Source organism: Methylobacterium sp. E-016 (assembly GCF_022829745.1).
In the GTDB taxonomy this organism is placed as follows: Bacteria; Pseudomonadota; Alphaproteobacteria; order Rhizobiales; family Beijerinckiaceae; genus Methylobacterium.
The window spans coordinates 1-14022 of the sequence record NZ_JAKSYF010000172.1; the positions used below are offsets into that span (position 1 = coordinate 1).

The window sequence follows — 14022 nt, forward strand, 5'->3', positions numbered from 1 at the left end:
ACCTTCCCCTCCCCCCCCTGCGGGGGCGGGTGGGCCTCGCGTGAGCGAGGGTCGGGAGAGGGGAGCGACATTTCCGGAAGCGGCGCTCTCCTCTCCCGACCCGCTTCCCTGGCCACCCTCCCCCGCAGGGGGGGGAGGGAAGGCGGCGTTCTGCGGCACGAGGTACTTCCGCAGCTCGTCCGGCTCGCGCACCGTCGCCGACAGCCCGATCGCGGTGAGGCCGGGGCTGAGGTGGTGCAGGCGGGCGAGCGCCAGGGACAGCAGGTCGCCGCGCTTCGAGGTGACGAGGGCGTGGAGCTCGTCGAGGACGACGCAGCGCAGCCCGGAGAAGAACTCGGTCGCCTCGCGGTGGGCGATGAGCAGGGCGAGCTGCTCGGGCGTGGTCAGCAGGATGTCCGGCGGCCGCTCGATCTGGCGGGTGCGCTTGTGCGACGGGGTATCGCCGGTGCGGGTCTCGATCCGCAGCGACAGGCCGATGCCCTCCACCGGCGCGTCGAGGTTGCGGGCGATGTCGACGGCGAGCGCCTTCAGCGGCGAGATGTAGAGGGTGTGGAGCCGGCGCCCGGAGGGCTTCGCCCGGCTCTGCGACAGCGCGACCAGGCTCGGCAGGAAGCCGGCGAGCGTCTTGCCGGCGCCGGTCGGGGCGACGAGCAGCGCCGAGCGGCCGGCGCCCGCGATGCGCAGCAGGTCGAGCTGATGCGGCCGCGGGGCCCAGCCGCGCGCGGCGAACCAGGCGGCGAAGGCCGGCGGCAGGGCGCTCGGGTCGGCCGCCGCGCGCCGGCTCAGGCGAGCGCCATCAGGAAGCGGTCGATCAGCTCCAGCGCTCGCTCCGTCATCGCGCCGGGATAGCGGATGAAGACGTGGCAGCCGCCGGGATAGACCGCCGTGTGGCCGCCGTTGCCCGCCGCCGCCCAGCGGGCGGACATGTAGAGCGTGTCGTCGAGCAGCGGGTCGCAGGTCCCGACGGTGAACAGGGCCGGCGGCAGGCCCTTGAGGTCGGCGTAGATCGGCGACACGTCCGGCCGGCGCCGGTCGATGCCGTTGCGGACGTAGCCGTCGGCGAAGGCGGTGAGGTCGGTGGTGTTGCACACGAGGCGCTCGTCGCCCCAGTTGCGCACCGACGGGGTCAGCCCGAGGTCGAAGAAGCCGGCGTTCAGGTTCGCGCCGCGGAAGGCGCGCGGAAGCCGGTGCTTGTCGCGCAGGCGCAGCAGCACCATCACCGCGAGGTGCGCCCCGACCGATTCGCCGCCGATGGTCAGCGCCGAGATGCCGAACTCGGCCTTGCCCGGGCCGGCGAGCCAGAGCGCCGCCGCCTCGCAATCGAGGAGCGCCGCCGGGTAGGGGTGCTCGGGGGCGAGGCGGTACTCGACCGAGAGGCAGACGAAGCCGCTGGTGTCGGCGATCCGCTCGAGCCACGGGTCCTGCTCGTCGGCCGAGCCCCAGACCCAGCCGCCGCGGTGGATGTGCAGGTAGGCGCCGCGCAGCTTCACGCCGGCCCGGGGGCGGATCACCCGCAGGTTCAGCGGGCCGCCGGGGCTGTAGATCGTCATGGTCTCGGCGCGGGCGCTGCGCGGCATCGCGGGCGAGGCGGGCGTGCCGGCGCGGCGCCGCGCGCGCACCTCGGCGATGGGCAGCGACCACGGGTCGGCCTGCGCCGCGTGCGCCGCGACGATCTCGGCGTTGAGGCGCTTGGTGTCCGGATCGATCGTCGCCGGGTCGAACAGGGCGTGGTCGATCATGGGGCGTTTCGTCTCGTCTCTTGGGGCTGCGCGGGGCGAGGCGTCACGGCATCCGCGAATTCCGAACCCATCTTGGCGCGCGAGCGCTGCATTGCCATCTCGGTTCGGCCGGCGAAACCGCCTAACGCCCGAACCACGATCCGGTTTCGCGCCCGGTGTGGTGCATCCGTCACGGTTCCGCCGGCTTCGGACGGTTGGAAGACCTTCATCCCGCAAAGGAATGTCGATGATCGTCGAGCACGACCCGCGCCGCCCAGGCCAGAACTATTCGGGAGACCCCTACCAGGGACCGCCGCCGGGCTATCGCGCTTCGGCCCTGCGCCGCTTCCTCGGCGGCTCGCCGGCCGGTGTGTTCCTGCGGCTGCTGTTCCTCTCGGTCCTGGTCGGCGCCTTCATGGCGATGCTCGGGCTGACCCCGGCGCGGCTGTTCTGGCAGATCTACGACGCGGCCCGCGCGCTGATCGATCTCGGCCTCGCCACCTTCCACGATTTCGGCGGCTGGATCCTGGCCGGCGCGGTGGTGGTGGTGCCGCTGTGGCTCATCTCGCGGCTGTTCGCGGTCTCGCGGTAGGAGAGCGATCCGACGAGAGAGGTCGCCGATGGGCGGAGAGGACGAGGCCAAGCGTGACCTGGCGATCGCCAACGAACGTGCGAAACTTCTCGCCAACGCCCTCGATCGCTCATCGGCGGCCTGCATCACCGTCGGCATCCTCGGTCCGACCGCGGCGGCGCTGTATGGGCTGGGCGCGGCGCTGCCCGGTCGCGGCGGTGCCTTTTACGCGGGAACTGCTATGCTCCGGCCTCTTGCCGCCCTGCTGCTCCACCTCATGGCGCGGCACGTGCTCGGGACACTCAGGTGATGGAACTCGCGATCTACGCCAACGTCGTCCTGCCGGTCATCATCGTGGCGATCGGATATGCCGCGATGCGCTGGCACCTGCATCAGGCGTCGTAGGGAAACTGACGTCGCTCCGCGGCCGATGATGCATCCCTCTTCGCGCTCGCGCGGCGCAGCGCGGGCGACGCACCGGAACCTCCAGAGCCTTTGACCCCACCTCTCCCCATCACCGGCCGGCGCGTGCTCGCGCTCGCCCTGCCGATGACGATCGCCAACGTCACCACGCCGATGCTCGGCTTCGTCGGCGCCACGGTGATCGGGCGGCTCGGCGACGCCGCGCTGCTCGGGGCGATCGCCCTCGGCGCCGTGATCTTCGACGCGCTGTTCTGGTCGTTCGGCGCGCTGCGCATGGCGACCGCCGGCCTCACCGCGCAGGCGGTCGGCGCCCGAGACGGCGCCGAGGTCGACCGGACCTTGGCGCGCGCCCTCGCGGCGGCCCTCGTCGCCGGCCTCGCCCTGGTCGTCCTGCAAGGACCGATCGCGGCCGCCGCCTTCCGGATCACCGGCGCGAGCCCCGCGGTGATCGCGGGCCTCGCGACCTACATCCACATCCGCATCCTCTCGGCGCCGTTCGCGCTGGCGAACTACGCCGTGCTCGGCTCGGTGCTCGGGCGCGGCCGCACCGATCTCGGCCTGCTGCTGCAGGTGGCGATCAACCTGGTGAACATCGGCCTGACGCTCGCGCTGGTCCTCGGCCTCGACCTCGGCCTGTCCGGCGCCGCCCTCGCCACCGTGATCGCGGAGGCGGCCGGCCTCGCCCTCGGCCTCGCGATCCTGGTCCGCCTCGGCTCGAAGCCCTGGCGGGTGCCGTGGTCCGAGGTCCGCGATCCCGTCGCGCTGCGGCGCACGCTCGCGGTCAACGGCGACGTGATCGTGCGGACGCTGGCGCTCGTGTCGGGCATCGTCCTGTTCTCCGCGCTCGGCGCACGCCAGGGCGACGCGGTGCTGGCGGCCAACGCGGTGCTGTGGAATCTGTTTCTGATCGGCGGGTTCTTCCTCGACGGCTTCGCCACCGCCGCCGAGGCCCTGTGCGGGCAGGCGGTCGGCGGGCGCGACGCCGGCGGGTTCCGCAAGGCGTCGGCGCTGTCGCTCGGCTGGTGCCTCGGCTTCGGCCTCGGCGTCAGCCTGCTGGCGCTCGTCGGCGGCCACGCCTTCATCGACTTCGTCACCACGAGCGAGCCGGTGCGCGCGGTCGCGCGGCGCTACCTGCCGCTGGCCGCCGCCGCCCCCTTCGTCGCGGCGCTGCCCTTCGCCTACGACGGCATCTACATCGGCGCGACCTGGACGCGGGCGATGCGCAACCTGATGCTGGCCGCGCTCGCCGCCTATTGCGCCGCCCTCGTGCTCGTGCAGGGCTTGAATCTCGGCAATGCCGGCCTGTGGCTGGCCTTCCTCGCCTTCCTCGGGGCGCGCGGCATCGGGCAGGCGCTGGCCTATCCGGGGCTCGCCCGGCGGACGTTCCTCCCGGGCCGCGCCTGAGCGGCCCGCCTCAGCGCGGGTCCTTCCAGGTGGTCGGCGCGGACCCGGCCGGCGGCACCGCCTCGACCCGGCGCTGCACGCTGCGCCGGGCCGGCGCCTCCGCGCGCCGCTGCCGGACGAGGCGGGCGCGCCGCATCCGCGGGCGCCGCGCCCGCTCGCTCGAGGAGCCGACGACGCCCCCGATCACCGCCCCCGCGACCGCCCCGATCGGGCCGGCGACGAGGGCGCCGGCGACCGCGCCGGAGCCGACGCCGACCACCGTGTTGCTGGCGGCCGAGGCCGTCCCCGGCAGGGCGAGGCCCGCCGTCAGCATCAGCCCGAAAAGTGCGTGTCGCAGCATGGTCTTGCCCTTCGATCGGTGGCATTTCCCCAGCCCTTGGCCGCGGAACGTGACCAAAGCGGGGCCCGGCCGTTGCACGAACGACACGGCGTCGGCGGTTTCGATTGCGCCGGAATCTCCGGGTTTCGGCGCCGCGGCCCCTGGTCAGGCGAGTGCGTTGCGGTAGGGTCGCGTGATTTTATCCGGGGTCCCAGCCGAATGTCCGATCTCCGCCTCCGCCGCAGCGTCCTCTACATGCCGGGCTCGAACCAGCGTGCGCTCGACAAGGCGAAGACCCTGCCGGCCGACTGCCTGATCCTCGACCTCGAGGACGCGGTCTCGATGGAGGAGAAGGATCTCGCCCGCGATCAGGTCTGCGCCGCGGTCAAGAGCCGTGCGTACGGCGACCGCGAGCTGATCATCCGCGTCAACGCCCCCCAGACGCCGTGGGGCGAGAAGGACCTGCGCGCGGCGATCGAGGCGCGGCCGGACGCGATCCTGATGCCGAAGGTGTCCTCGCCGGCCGTGCTCGAGAGCATCGCCGACCACCTCGAGGCCCTCGACGCGCCGGACGACATCGCGGTCTGGGCGATGATCGAGACGCCGGCCGCGATCCTGAACATCCAGGACATCGCCCGCGCCAGCCGCGACCGGCGCACCCGGCTCACCTGCTTCGTGCTCGGCACCAACGACCTGGCCAAGGACACCTGGGCCCAGCTCGTGCCCGGCCGCGTGCCGATGCTGCCGTGGATGATGTTCACCCTCGCCGCGGCCCGCGCGTCCGGGCTGACGATCCTCGACGGCGTGTGGAACGACATCGGCGACGTCGAGGGCTGCCGCGCCGAGTGTCGCCAGGCGCGCGACCTCGGCTTCGACGGCAAGACGCTGATCCACCCCAACCAGCTGGAGCCGGCCAACACCTCCTTCGCCCCGACCGAGGAGGAGGTCCGCCGTGCCCGCCTCGTGCTCGAGGCCTTCGACCGGCCGGAGAACGCCAAGCGCGCGGCGATCAAGGTCGAGAACCGCATGTACGAGCGCCAGCACGTCGGCATGGCCAAGCGCGCGGTGACGTGGTCGGAGGCGATCAAGGCCAAGGGGCAGTGAGGGGACGGGCGGCCGACGAATGGCCGCTTTCGGTAAGCGCCGATCGCGTGAAACGCGCAACGCGCACCACACGCCGTAGCCATCTCCGACGCTGCGGCAACGCGAAGGGTCAAGCTCATGCTGAGCGCGATCTCTCGACCACTGGCGGCCGCTCTCGCGGGAAGCGCCCTGCATGGAACCGTAGCGCTCGCGCAGCCAGCCGAGTGCGGCAAACTTCAAGAGATGCTCGAGGAACGCAGGGCGTTCGTGGCGGCGGTGAATGCCGGTTCGAAGTCGGCGATCACGAAGACGCCTGAGGCGACCTGCGCACTGTTCGGTGATCTGCAGCGGAATGGCGCCATTGCGATCGCCTGGATCGAAACGCATCGGGCGTGGTGCGCGATTCCCGACGCGTTCGCCGAACGCTTCAAGGCCGATCAGATGAAGACCCTCGCGATCGGCGATCGGGCGTGCGGCCTCGTTCGCCCCGCGCCTCTGCAGATCGATCCGCTGCCGGCTCATCCGAGAGGATGACGGCGCCGATCGTGGCAATCGTCGTGTTCGCTTCGGGGAAAGAGCTGGAGCATTCCAGGGCGAGGTTGCTTCCGGTTCGCGTGCAGAAAACGCGACCGCCCAAATGGAGCCATTCCCGTGATCCAGGGATCACGGACATCGCTCGGGAGTTCGATATTCCTCCCGCGATGAGGTCTCCCCTTCCTGGCTCGTGACAACGTCCTGGGCTGTTCCGGCATCAAATCGCGACCGGTCAGCCCGATGCCGTGCAGTGGAACGCCACCGTCTCGTAGGGGTAGGCCACGCTGTCGTGCCCGGCGAGGTCCGGCGTGGCGGCGATCAGCCCCCGTATCTCGGCGGCGACGGCCGCCTGCTCGCCCGGGGGCAGGGCGGCGATGAAGCTGACCGAGAGCGCACGGCCGACGATCACGTCCTCCGGCGGTCCGACGTGCCGGTGCGGCAGGCGCCGCTCGTGCAGGGGGCCGAAGCCTGGGCCGGGGACCACCGCGCGCCAGTTTTGCGTGCGGTAGCGCGGGGTGTCGTCCTCGTAGGCGTCGACGATCCGCGTCAGCGCCGCGACCCAGGGCACGGATTCGTCGCGCACGTTCCAGACCAGCCCGAGCGTGCCGCCGGGGCGGAGCACGCGGCGGATCTCGGCGAGCGCCGCCGGGGTGGAAAACCAGTGGAAGGACTGCGCGCAGACGACCGCGTCGACCGAACCGTCCGCGAGGGGGATGGCCTCCGCATGCCCCGGATGCGCCGCGACATCGGGATTTCGCGCGGCGAGCCGTGCCAGCATTTCCGGCACCGGCTCGACGGCGACGACGCGCGCCCCGGTGGCGGAGAGGCGCGGGGTGAACTTTCCGGTGCCCGCGCCGAGGTCGAGCACGGTGCGGCCGGGGCCGAGCCGCAGGTCGTCGCGCAGCCAGCCGTCGAGGGCGGGCGGATAGTCCGGGCGGCCGCTGACGTAGGTGTCGGCCTGGGCGGCATAGCCGGCCGCGGCCGACCGGTGGATCGTGTCCATCCCGAGCCCTCGCTTCCCTCGAACGCTGCCCCACGGGTTCGCCGCCCCGCAGGCATGCGTCAAGCCGGGTCGGCCGCCGCGGCGGCGACCAGGGCCGTGCCGTCCCCGGTCAGCGCGTAGTGCGCCCGGCCCGACCGGGCGTCGCGCCGGCCCACCGCGAGGAGCCCGGCTTCCTCCAGGGCGGTGACGGCGCGCAGCGCGTGGGCGTGGGCGACGTCGAGGGCCTTGGCGAGGCCGCGGCTGTCGGCGGCCAGGCCGCCCTGTGCCGCCCCCAGCAGCACGGCCTCGATCGATCCGAGATCCGGCCGCCGGCGGGCGATCGCGTCGACCAGCGCGAGGAACGCGGCGTCGTCAGCCTCGCTCAAGCCGCCGCGGCCGCTTCCACGCGCCCGCGCACCGTGACCAGCACCGACTTCGAGGTCGGCGTGTCGCTCTCGGCGCCGAAGGTCGAGAGCGGCACCAGCACGTTGAGCTCGGGATAGTAGCCGGCCAGACTCCCGCGCGGCATGTCGAACGGCACCAGCCGGAAATCCTCGGCGATGCGCGACGTGCCGTCCGCATGCAGTCCGACCACGTCGACCCGCTCGCCGAAGCTTTCACGCAGGGTCGCGAGGTCGTCCGGGTGGCAGAAGATCACCCGGCGCTCGCCGTAGACGCCGCGGTAGCGGTCGTCGAGGCCGTAGATCGTGGTGTTGTACTGGTCGTGGCTGCGGAAGGTCTGCAGCACGAAGGTGTTCTCGGCCGCCGAGGCCACCTGGTGCTCGGTCGCCTCGGGGAGCGCGTCGGCGGAGAAGTTGGCGTGGCCGGTGGCGGTCTCGAACACCCGCTCGGCGGCGAGATTGCGCAGCATGAAGCCGCGCGGGCGCCGCACCCGGACATTGTAGCCGGTAAATCCCGGGATCGTGCGCTCGATCCGGTCGCGGATGCGGTCGTAATCCTCGGCCATCTCCGCCCAGTCGATCCGGCCCGAGCCGACGGTGGCCGCGGCCATGCCGGCGATGATCGCGATCTCCGAGCGCAGCTCCTTCGAGGCCGGCTTGTTGATGCCGCCCGAGCCGTGGACCATGCTCATCGAATCCTCGACGGTCACGATCTGAGTCTTGCCGGCGGCGTTCCGGTCGATCTCGGTGCGCCCGAGGCAGGGCAGCACGTAGGCGACCCGGCCCGGCACCAGGTGCGAGTGGTTCAGCTTCGTCGCGATGTGGACGGTCAGCTCGCACGAGGCCAGCGCCTTGGCCACCAGGGCCGTGTCCGGCGTGGCGCGGGCGAAGTTGCCGCCGAGGCCGATGAAGGCCTTGGCGCTGCCGTCGAGCATCGCGCCGATGGCGGCCAGCACGTTGTGGCCGTGCCGGCGCGGGGCTGCGAAGCCGAACTCGCGCTCGAGCGCATCGAGCAGGGCGGCCGGGGGCTTCTCGTTGATGCCGACCGTGCGGTCGCCCTGCACGTTCGAGTGGCCGCGCACCGGGCACAGGCCCGCGCCGGGCCGCCCGATGTTGCCGCGCAGGAACATCAGGTTGGCGATCTCGCGCACCGTCGCCACCGAGTGGCGATGCTGGGTCACGCCCATCGCCCAGGTGGCGATCGACTTCGACGAGGCGACGTAGATCGCCGCCACCTCCTCGAGCACGGCGCGGGCGAGGCCCGACTGGTCCTCGATCGCATCCCAAGTGGTCGCGTCGACCGCGGCGCGGTAGGCGGCGAGGCCTTCGGTGTGGCTGTTGAGGAAGGCGCGGTCGAGCACCGAGGGGCGGCCGGCGGCGAGCGCCGCGTCGTCGGCGGAAAACACCGCCTTGGCGATGCCGCGGAAGGCGGCCATGTCGCCGCCGAGCCGCGGCTGCAGGTAGTGGCTGGCGATCGGCCGGCTCGCGCCGCGCAGCATCTCGACGGTGTTCTGCGGGTCGGCGAAGCGCTCCAGGCCGCGCTCGCGCACGGGGTTGAACACGACGACCTTGGCGCCGCGCTCGGCGGCCTTGCGCAGGTCGGCCAGCATGCGCGGGTGGTTGGTGCCGGGGTTCTGCCCGACGACGAAGATCGCGTCGGCCTTCTCGAAATCCTCCAGGAGCACCGTGCCCTTGCCGATGCCGATGGCCTGGCCGAGCCCGATGCCGCTGGCCTCGTGGCACATGTTCGAGCAGTCGGGGAAGTTGTTGGTGCCGTAGGCGCGGGCGAACAGCTGGTACAGGTAGGCGGCCTCGTTCGAGGCGCGGCCGGAGGTGTAGAACTCGGCCTGGTCCGGGTGGTCGAGGCCGCGCAGCGTCGCGCCGATCTCGGCGAAGGCCGCGTCCCACGTCACCGCGACGTAGCGGTCGCTCGCGGAATCGTAGCGCATCGGATGGGTGAGGCGGCCCTCGCCTTCGAGGGCGTAGTCGCTCCAGCCGCGCAGCTCGGTCACGGTGTGGCGCGCGAAGAACTTCGGCGGCGTGCGCTTGTCGGTGGCCTCCCACGACACCGCCTTCACGCCGTTCTCGCAGAACTCGAACGACGAGCCGTGCTCCGGGTCGCCCCAGGCGCAGCCGGGGCAGTCGAACCCGTCGGGCTGGTTCGCCTTGAGCAGGGCGCGGGCACCCGAGAGCGGGGAGCGGCTGCCGAGGAGATGCTTGCCGCAGCTCTTCAGCGCGCCCCAGCCGCCTGCGGCCGAGGAGCGCTTGGGCGTGGCGACGGGGTCGGTCATGACGGGGCCTGAATCGGGTTTCGCGCGTGGCGATCACGCACTTGCGAGATAAGAGACCGCGTGGGTGCTTCTCAATCGTGCCCCGGCGCACCCCCCTCATGCGTCCGGCACGCGGGCATTTTTAACGGTTCTCGTTTCCGGACACGGCGAAGGGTCGGTCGATGCAGGCACGGGTTCGGATCGTCGCGGCGCTGGCGGCCGGCTGCGCGGTCGCGATCGCGATGATGGCGCACGACCGCGCCCGGGATACCGCCTGGGCCGTCACGGCGAGCCAGATCGCCGACGCGCGGGCGCACGGCAAGCCGGGGGTGGAGATCGCACCCGGCCGCTTCGTCGCGGAGCCGCTCCCGAGCGAGGGGGCCGCGCTGCTGCCGGTGAAGTGGGGTCTGATCGGCGCCGTCGTCGCCGGCGCGGTGCTGGTCGGGACCCGGCGGCGTGCGTGAGCGGACGGCAAGCGCTTCCGCGACTGCAAACGAAGCCGCGCCCTCCCTCCCCCCCCTGCGGGGGAGGGAAGGGCGCCGGTCTAAGCCGCCTTGGACAACGCCGTCGCGTCGCGCCCGACGATCTCGGCCAGGCTCGCCAGCCCCTCCGCCCGCATCCGCTCGAGCAGGCCGCGCTTGATCGTGGAGACGAGGCCGGGGCCTTCGTAGACCAGCGCCGAGTAGAGCTGCAGCAGGCTCGCGCCGGCGCGGATCTTGGTCCAGGCGGCCTCGGCCGAGTCGATGCCGCCGACGCCGACCAGGGGCAGCCTGTCGCCGACGCGCCGGTAGGTCTCGGCCAGCATCCGCGTCGAGGCCGCGAAGAGCGGGCGGCCGGACAGGCCGCCGGCCTCCCCCGAGAGCTTCGTCTCGGTGAGCGAGGCCGGCCGCGCGATCGTGGTGTTCGAGACCACGAGCGCCTGAACCCCGCGGCGGATCGCGGTCGCGCAGATCGCATCGAGCGCGTCCAGCGTGATGTCGGGGGCGATCTTCAGGAGGATCGCGGCCTTCGTGCCGTTCCGAGCCGCGGCCGCGTCGCGGGTCGCGACCACGCGGGCGAGCAGGTCGTCGAGGAAGGCCTCGCCCTGGAGGTCGCGCAGGCCCGGGGTGTTGGGCGACGACACGTTGACGGTGACGAAGTCGACCAGCGGCGCCAGCCGCCCGGTGCAGGCGACGTAGTCGGCGAGCCGGTCGGTCGCGTCCTTGTTGGCGCCGATGTTGACGCCGACGATCCCCGGCCGCCCGGCCCGCGCCCGCAGGCGCTCGGCGACGACGTCGAGGCCGGCGCTGTTGAGGCCGAAACGGTTGATCACCGCCCGGTCGCCGGGAAGCCGGAACACCCGCGGGCGCGGGTTGCCGGGCTGGGGCTTCGGCACCACGCCGCCGACCTCGACGAAGCCGAAACCCAGGCCGAGCAGGGAGTCGGCCGCCTCCGCGCCCTTGTCGAAGCCCGCCGCGAGCCCGACCGGATTCGGAAACCTCCGGCCGAACACCTCGACCGCGAGCCGAGCATCGTCGGCCGGCGGCGTGCGGGCCGGCAGCAGGGTCAGCGCGCGAACGGTGAGGTTGTGTGCGTGCTCCGCGTCGAGACCGTGGAGGGCCGGGCGCAGCAGCGGGAACAGGGCGCCGATCATGCCGGAATCTCCGCGGGCAGCGCGGGCACGCCGTCGGGGCCGAGCGGCAGCGCGCTCACGCTGCGTACCGCGTCGAGGGGCAGGTCGCCGTAGAGGTGCGGGAACAGATCGCCGCCGCGGGAGGGCTCGAACCGCAGCGCGGGGCCGAGCGCCTCCGCCTCGACGGCGACGAGCACGAGGTCGTTCTGACCGGAAAAGTGCCGCCGCGCGGTCTCCGCGAGCTGCGCGGCTGTGGAAAAGTGGATGAAACCGTCGGCCCGGTCGATCCCGGCGCCGGTGAACCGGCCGAGGCCCTCCGCGTCCCGCCAAAGCGTCTCGGGACAGATCTTGTAGATCAGCGTCATCGCGGCACCCGGTCTCCGATGCGCCGTCGATAGGGTGCCGGGCCGCTTCCTGGCAACCGTTTCGGGGTGCGATCGGGCCAGCGGAACGGCGTGGATCACCCATTCGGCCGATTGCCTTTTTCAATCCGTAGTTCTACTTTCCTACAACTAGGCCGTGCGTCTCAGCGGTCGTTTTCGCCTTGGTCACGCATGCTGTCCCACGAGCAGATTTGGAATGCCATCGACCGGCTGGCCGAGCGCCACGGCTTTTCGCCATCCGGCCTCGCCCGACGTTCCGGCCTCGATGCCACCAGTTTCAACCGATCCAAGCGCGTCGGCGTCGACGGCCGCAAGCGCTGGCCCTCCACCGAGTCGGTGTCGAAGGTGCTGGCCGCGACCGGCGCTAGCCTCGACGACTTCCTGCGGCTGATCGAGGCGCGCGAGGGGCCGCCGCGCGCGACCGTTCCGCTGATCGGCCTGACCCAGGCCGGCGCCGGACGCCAGTTCACCGACGAGGGCATGCCGACCGGTGGCCCCGGCTGGGAGGAGATCGAGTTTCCCGATCTCGGCGAGGAGCGCGCCTTCGCCCTGGAGGTTCAAGGCGATTCGATGCTGCCGCTGTTCCGCGACGGCGACGTGTTGATCGTCTCGCCGTCGGCCGGCGTGCGCAAGGGCGACCGCGTGGTGGTGCGGCTGCATTCCGGCGAGGTGCTGGCCAAGGAACTCCGCCGGCGCACCGCGCGCACGGTCGAGCTCGCCTCGCTCAACCCCGAGCACGAAGACCGCAACCTCAACGTCGGCGAGATCGCCTGGATCGCCCGGGTGATGTGGATCCGGCAGTAGAGGCTGCCGGAGAGCGGGCGGTCCTCCGCTCCGTCGTCCCGGGGCCGCGCAGCGGAGCCGGGGATCCAGACCCGTCGGCGGCGCTTTCCCGAGCACGGCCTGCGGTTCTGGATTCCGCGTTCGCCTTCGGCAACGCGGAATGACGCGATTGTGTTGAAGGGCCTGAGGCCCGACGCAGCCCCGGATGGGCCTGCGAGAGACGGTGGACCCTCTTCGGCAGTTGGGCGCCCGACCGCCGCCGCGTCCCGCGGCCGCGCTTCAGGCTTGGCCGTCCGGCGCGATGCGGCTATCGCTGAGCGCGTCGGGGCCGTCGCTCCGCGAGGCCGGACGAGAGCATGGCAGAGCCCGACGCGGACGCCTTCGACGAACCGGCGCTCGAGGCCGGCTGGACCGCGCTGCTCGATGCCGCGGCGCCCGCCTTCCTGTTCGACCCGCGCCGGCCCGACGCGCCGATCGTCCACGCCAACCCGGCCCTGCTGCACCTCGCCGGGCTGGAAGCCGCGGCCCTCGTCGGGCGGAACGTCCGGCTTCTGGCTGCCGACCGCCGCACTCTCGACGACGGCGCCGAGTTCCTGGCGGCGCGCGGCGACGGCTCCACCTTCTGGGCGCGCCTGACCCTCAGTCCCATCGCCGGGAGCCCGTACCGCCTCGGGCAGGTCTTCGACGTGACGCGCCGGCGCGACGCCGAGAGCGCCCTGGTGCTGTCGCGACAGCGCGAGGCGCTGGGGCTGCTCACCAACAGCGTCGCGCACGAGTTCAACAACTTCCTCCAGATCCTAATCGGCTACATCGACGGGTTGAAGCGCCGGCTCGGCGAAAGCCAGGAGCCGTTCATCCAGCGGGCGATGAGCCGCTCGACCGACGCCACCGAGCGTGCCGCGATCCTCACGCGCCAGCTGCTGGCCTACTCGCGCAAGATCGCCCCCGACGTGCGCCCGATCGACCTCGACGCGCTCGTCGCCGCGACGGCGGAGCGCCTGCGCCCCGGCCTGCCCGCCGGCGTGCGCCTGGAGGTCGCCGGCACGCCCGGCCTGCCGCGGGCGATCAGCAACCCGCTCCAGGTCGAGCTGGCGCTCGGCCACGTCGTCACCAACGCCTGCGAGGCGATGCCGGACGGCGGCACGATCCGGATCGAGAGCTTCCGCATCGCACCCGGCGACCGGTCGGTCCAGCGTCCGGAGGACGGCGCGGTCGGCATCCGCATCGCCGACACCGGCGCCGGCATGTCGCCGGAGATGCTGGCCCGGGCGCTCGCACCCTTCGCCACCAGCCGCGAGGCCGGCCGCGGGGCGGGGCTCGCCATCGTCCACGGGCTGATGAAGCGGCAGAACGGCACCATCGCCCTGGACAGCCGGGCGGGGGAGGGCACGCAGGTGCGGCTGGTGTTTCCGGCCGCGCCCGAGCGGGCCGCATCCGGCCCGCACTGACGATTCGTTCGCGATGCTGCGGAAAACATCGCGGACCGACGGACTAAAACCCCGCGCCCGGCGTCACCATCTTAATCGTCGGCGCTCGCGC

General features: G+C 72.5%; 16 protein-coding genes. 8 read left to right on the plus strand and 8 right to left on the minus strand.

The features are described from left to right. Nucleotides 1–786: DEAD/DEAH box helicase (locus tag MKK68_RS25470; protein WP_244033363.1), on the minus strand; the 786-nt coding region annotated here is incomplete at its 3' end. Further along, nucleotides 783–1739, minus strand: a complete 957-nt coding sequence (locus MKK68_RS25475; RefSeq protein WP_244033322.1) for an alpha/beta hydrolase — start codon at nt 1737–1739, stop codon at nt 783–785. The genes MKK68_RS25475 and MKK68_RS25470, both read right to left, overlap by 4 nt. A gap of 226 nt (nt 1740–1965) precedes the next feature. Between MKK68_RS25475 and MKK68_RS25480 the strand changes: the two genes are divergently transcribed. The 3 genes from MKK68_RS25480 (at nt 1966) to MKK68_RS25490 (ending at nt 4116) form a co-directional block, all read left to right on the plus strand. Beyond that, entirely contained in the window at nt 1966–2310 is a 345-nt protein-coding gene (locus MKK68_RS25480; RefSeq protein ID WP_147844799.1) for a DUF6460 domain-containing protein, read from the plus strand. 28 nt (nt 2311–2338) lie between these two features. Continuing rightward, nucleotides 2339–2599 carry a hypothetical protein gene (locus MKK68_RS25485; RefSeq protein WP_244033323.1) on the plus strand — a complete coding sequence of 87 codons (261 nt, stop codon included), beginning with the start codon at nt 2339–2341 and terminating at the stop codon, nt 2597–2599. A gap of 239 nt (nt 2600–2838) precedes the next feature. Beyond that, nucleotides 2839–4116 (plus strand): MATE family efflux transporter, encoded by a 1278-nt coding sequence (locus MKK68_RS25490; protein ID WP_243951504.1) that lies wholly within the window; start codon nt 2839–2841, stop codon nt 4114–4116. A gap of 10 nt (nt 4117–4126) precedes the next feature. Here the strand turns inward: MKK68_RS25490 and MKK68_RS25495 are convergent, their stop codons facing one another. Beyond that, nucleotides 4127–4456 (minus strand): hypothetical protein, encoded by a 330-nt coding sequence (locus tag MKK68_RS25495; protein WP_243987644.1) that lies wholly within the window; start codon nt 4454–4456, stop codon nt 4127–4129. Between the two features lie 198 nt (nt 4457–4654). Here MKK68_RS25495 and MKK68_RS25500 point away from each other — a divergent pair, with 198 nt between their 5' ends. Both MKK68_RS25500 and MKK68_RS25505 read left to right on the plus strand, forming a co-directional pair. Further along, nucleotides 4655–5539: an HpcH/HpaI aldolase/citrate lyase family protein gene (locus MKK68_RS25500; RefSeq protein WP_147729473.1), complete on the plus strand. Its 885-nt coding sequence runs from the start codon at nt 4655–4657 to the stop codon at nt 5537–5539. A 117-nt stretch (nt 5540–5656) separates the two neighbouring features. Next, entirely contained in the window at nt 5657–6052 is a 396-nt protein-coding gene (locus tag MKK68_RS25505) for a hypothetical protein (RefSeq protein WP_243951411.1), read from the plus strand. 232 nt (nt 6053–6284) lie between these two features. On the opposite strand, the gene MKK68_RS25510 is transcribed toward MKK68_RS25505, so the two are convergent. Genes MKK68_RS25510 through MKK68_RS25520 form a run of 3 tightly spaced genes read right to left on the minus strand, consistent with a single transcriptional unit; the run spans nt 6285 to nt 9726 of the window. Beyond that, the gene (locus MKK68_RS25510) at nt 6285–7055 is read right to left on the minus strand and encodes a class I SAM-dependent methyltransferase (RefSeq protein ID WP_244033324.1); all 771 of its coding nucleotides are present in this window, start codon (nt 7053–7055) and stop codon (nt 6285–6287) included. A 59-nt stretch (nt 7056–7114) separates the two neighbouring features. Beyond that, complete coding sequence (locus tag MKK68_RS25515; protein WP_244033325.1) at nt 7115–7420, minus strand: hypothetical protein; 306 nt, start codon at nt 7418–7420, stop codon at nt 7115–7117. Then, nucleotides 7417–9726 (minus strand): FdhF/YdeP family oxidoreductase, encoded by a 2310-nt coding sequence (locus MKK68_RS25520; protein ID WP_244033326.1) that lies wholly within the window; start codon nt 9724–9726, stop codon nt 7417–7419. Before MKK68_RS25520 ends, MKK68_RS25515 begins: the two co-directional genes overlap by 4 nt. 161 nt (nt 9727–9887) lie before the next feature. Between MKK68_RS25520 and MKK68_RS25525 the strand changes: the two genes are divergently transcribed. Beyond that, nucleotides 9888–10169, plus strand: coding sequence for a hypothetical protein (locus tag MKK68_RS25525; RefSeq protein ID WP_244033327.1), 282 nt, complete (start codon nt 9888–9890; stop codon nt 10167–10169). 80 nt (nt 10170–10249) lie between these two features. Here MKK68_RS25525 and MKK68_RS25530 read toward each other — a convergent pair whose 3' ends face one another. Further along, the gene (locus MKK68_RS25530) at nt 10250–11338 is read right to left on the minus strand and encodes a quinone-dependent dihydroorotate dehydrogenase (protein ID WP_244033328.1); all 1089 of its coding nucleotides are present in this window, start codon (nt 11336–11338) and stop codon (nt 10250–10252) included. Next, nucleotides 11335–11682, minus strand: a complete 348-nt coding sequence (locus tag MKK68_RS25535) for a DUF952 domain-containing protein (RefSeq protein ID WP_147843452.1) — start codon at nt 11680–11682, stop codon at nt 11335–11337. The genes MKK68_RS25530 and MKK68_RS25535 overlap by 4 nt, the downstream gene beginning before the upstream one ends. Nucleotides 11683–11871: 189 nt before the next feature. Between MKK68_RS25535 and MKK68_RS25540 the strand changes: the two genes are divergently transcribed. Continuing rightward, nucleotides 11872–12504, plus strand: coding sequence for a helix-turn-helix transcriptional regulator (locus MKK68_RS25540; RefSeq protein WP_147727904.1), 633 nt, complete (start codon nt 11872–11874; stop codon nt 12502–12504). A 335-nt stretch (nt 12505–12839) separates the two neighbouring features. Continuing rightward, nucleotides 12840–13931, plus strand: coding sequence for an ATP-binding protein (locus MKK68_RS25545; protein ID WP_244033329.1), 1092 nt, complete (start codon nt 12840–12842; stop codon nt 13929–13931). Nucleotides 13932–14022 lie beyond the last annotated feature (91 nt).

Coding starts and splice junctions, on each gene's coding strand:
- MKK68_RS25475 (WP_244033322.1), bottom strand. CDS start 1,739: ATGATCGACCACGCCCTGTTCGACCCGGCGACGATCGATCCGGACACC.
- MKK68_RS25480 (WP_147844799.1), top strand. CDS start 1,966: ATGATCGTCGAGCACGACCCGCGCCGCCCAGGCCAGAACTATTCGGGA.
- MKK68_RS25485 (WP_244033323.1), top strand. CDS start 2,339: ATGGGCGGAGAGGACGAGGCCAAGCGTGACCTGGCGATCGCCAACGAA.
- MKK68_RS25490 (WP_243951504.1), top strand. CDS start 2,839: ATGACGATCGCCAACGTCACCACGCCGATGCTCGGCTTCGTCGGCGCC.
- MKK68_RS25495 (WP_243987644.1), bottom strand. CDS start 4,456: ATGCTGCGACACGCACTTTTCGGGCTGATGCTGACGGCGGGCCTCGCC.
- MKK68_RS25500 (WP_147729473.1), top strand. CDS start 4,655: ATGTCCGATCTCCGCCTCCGCCGCAGCGTCCTCTACATGCCGGGCTCG.
- MKK68_RS25505 (WP_243951411.1), top strand. CDS start 5,657: ATGCTGAGCGCGATCTCTCGACCACTGGCGGCCGCTCTCGCGGGAAGC.
- MKK68_RS25510 (WP_244033324.1), bottom strand. CDS start 7,055: ATGGACACGATCCACCGGTCGGCCGCGGCCGGCTATGCCGCCCAGGCC.
- MKK68_RS25520 (WP_244033326.1), bottom strand. CDS start 9,726: ATGACCGACCCCGTCGCCACGCCCAAGCGCTCCTCGGCCGCAGGCGGC.
- MKK68_RS25525 (WP_244033327.1), top strand. CDS start 9,888: ATGCAGGCACGGGTTCGGATCGTCGCGGCGCTGGCGGCCGGCTGCGCG.
- MKK68_RS25530 (WP_244033328.1), bottom strand. CDS start 11,338: ATGATCGGCGCCCTGTTCCCGCTGCTGCGCCCGGCCCTCCACGGTCTC.
- MKK68_RS25535 (WP_147843452.1), bottom strand. CDS start 11,682: ATGACGCTGATCTACAAGATCTGTCCCGAGACGCTTTGGCGGGACGCG.
- MKK68_RS25540 (WP_147727904.1), top strand. CDS start 11,872: ATGCTGTCCCACGAGCAGATTTGGAATGCCATCGACCGGCTGGCCGAG.
- MKK68_RS25545 (WP_244033329.1), top strand. CDS start 12,840: ATGGCAGAGCCCGACGCGGACGCCTTCGACGAACCGGCGCTCGAGGCC.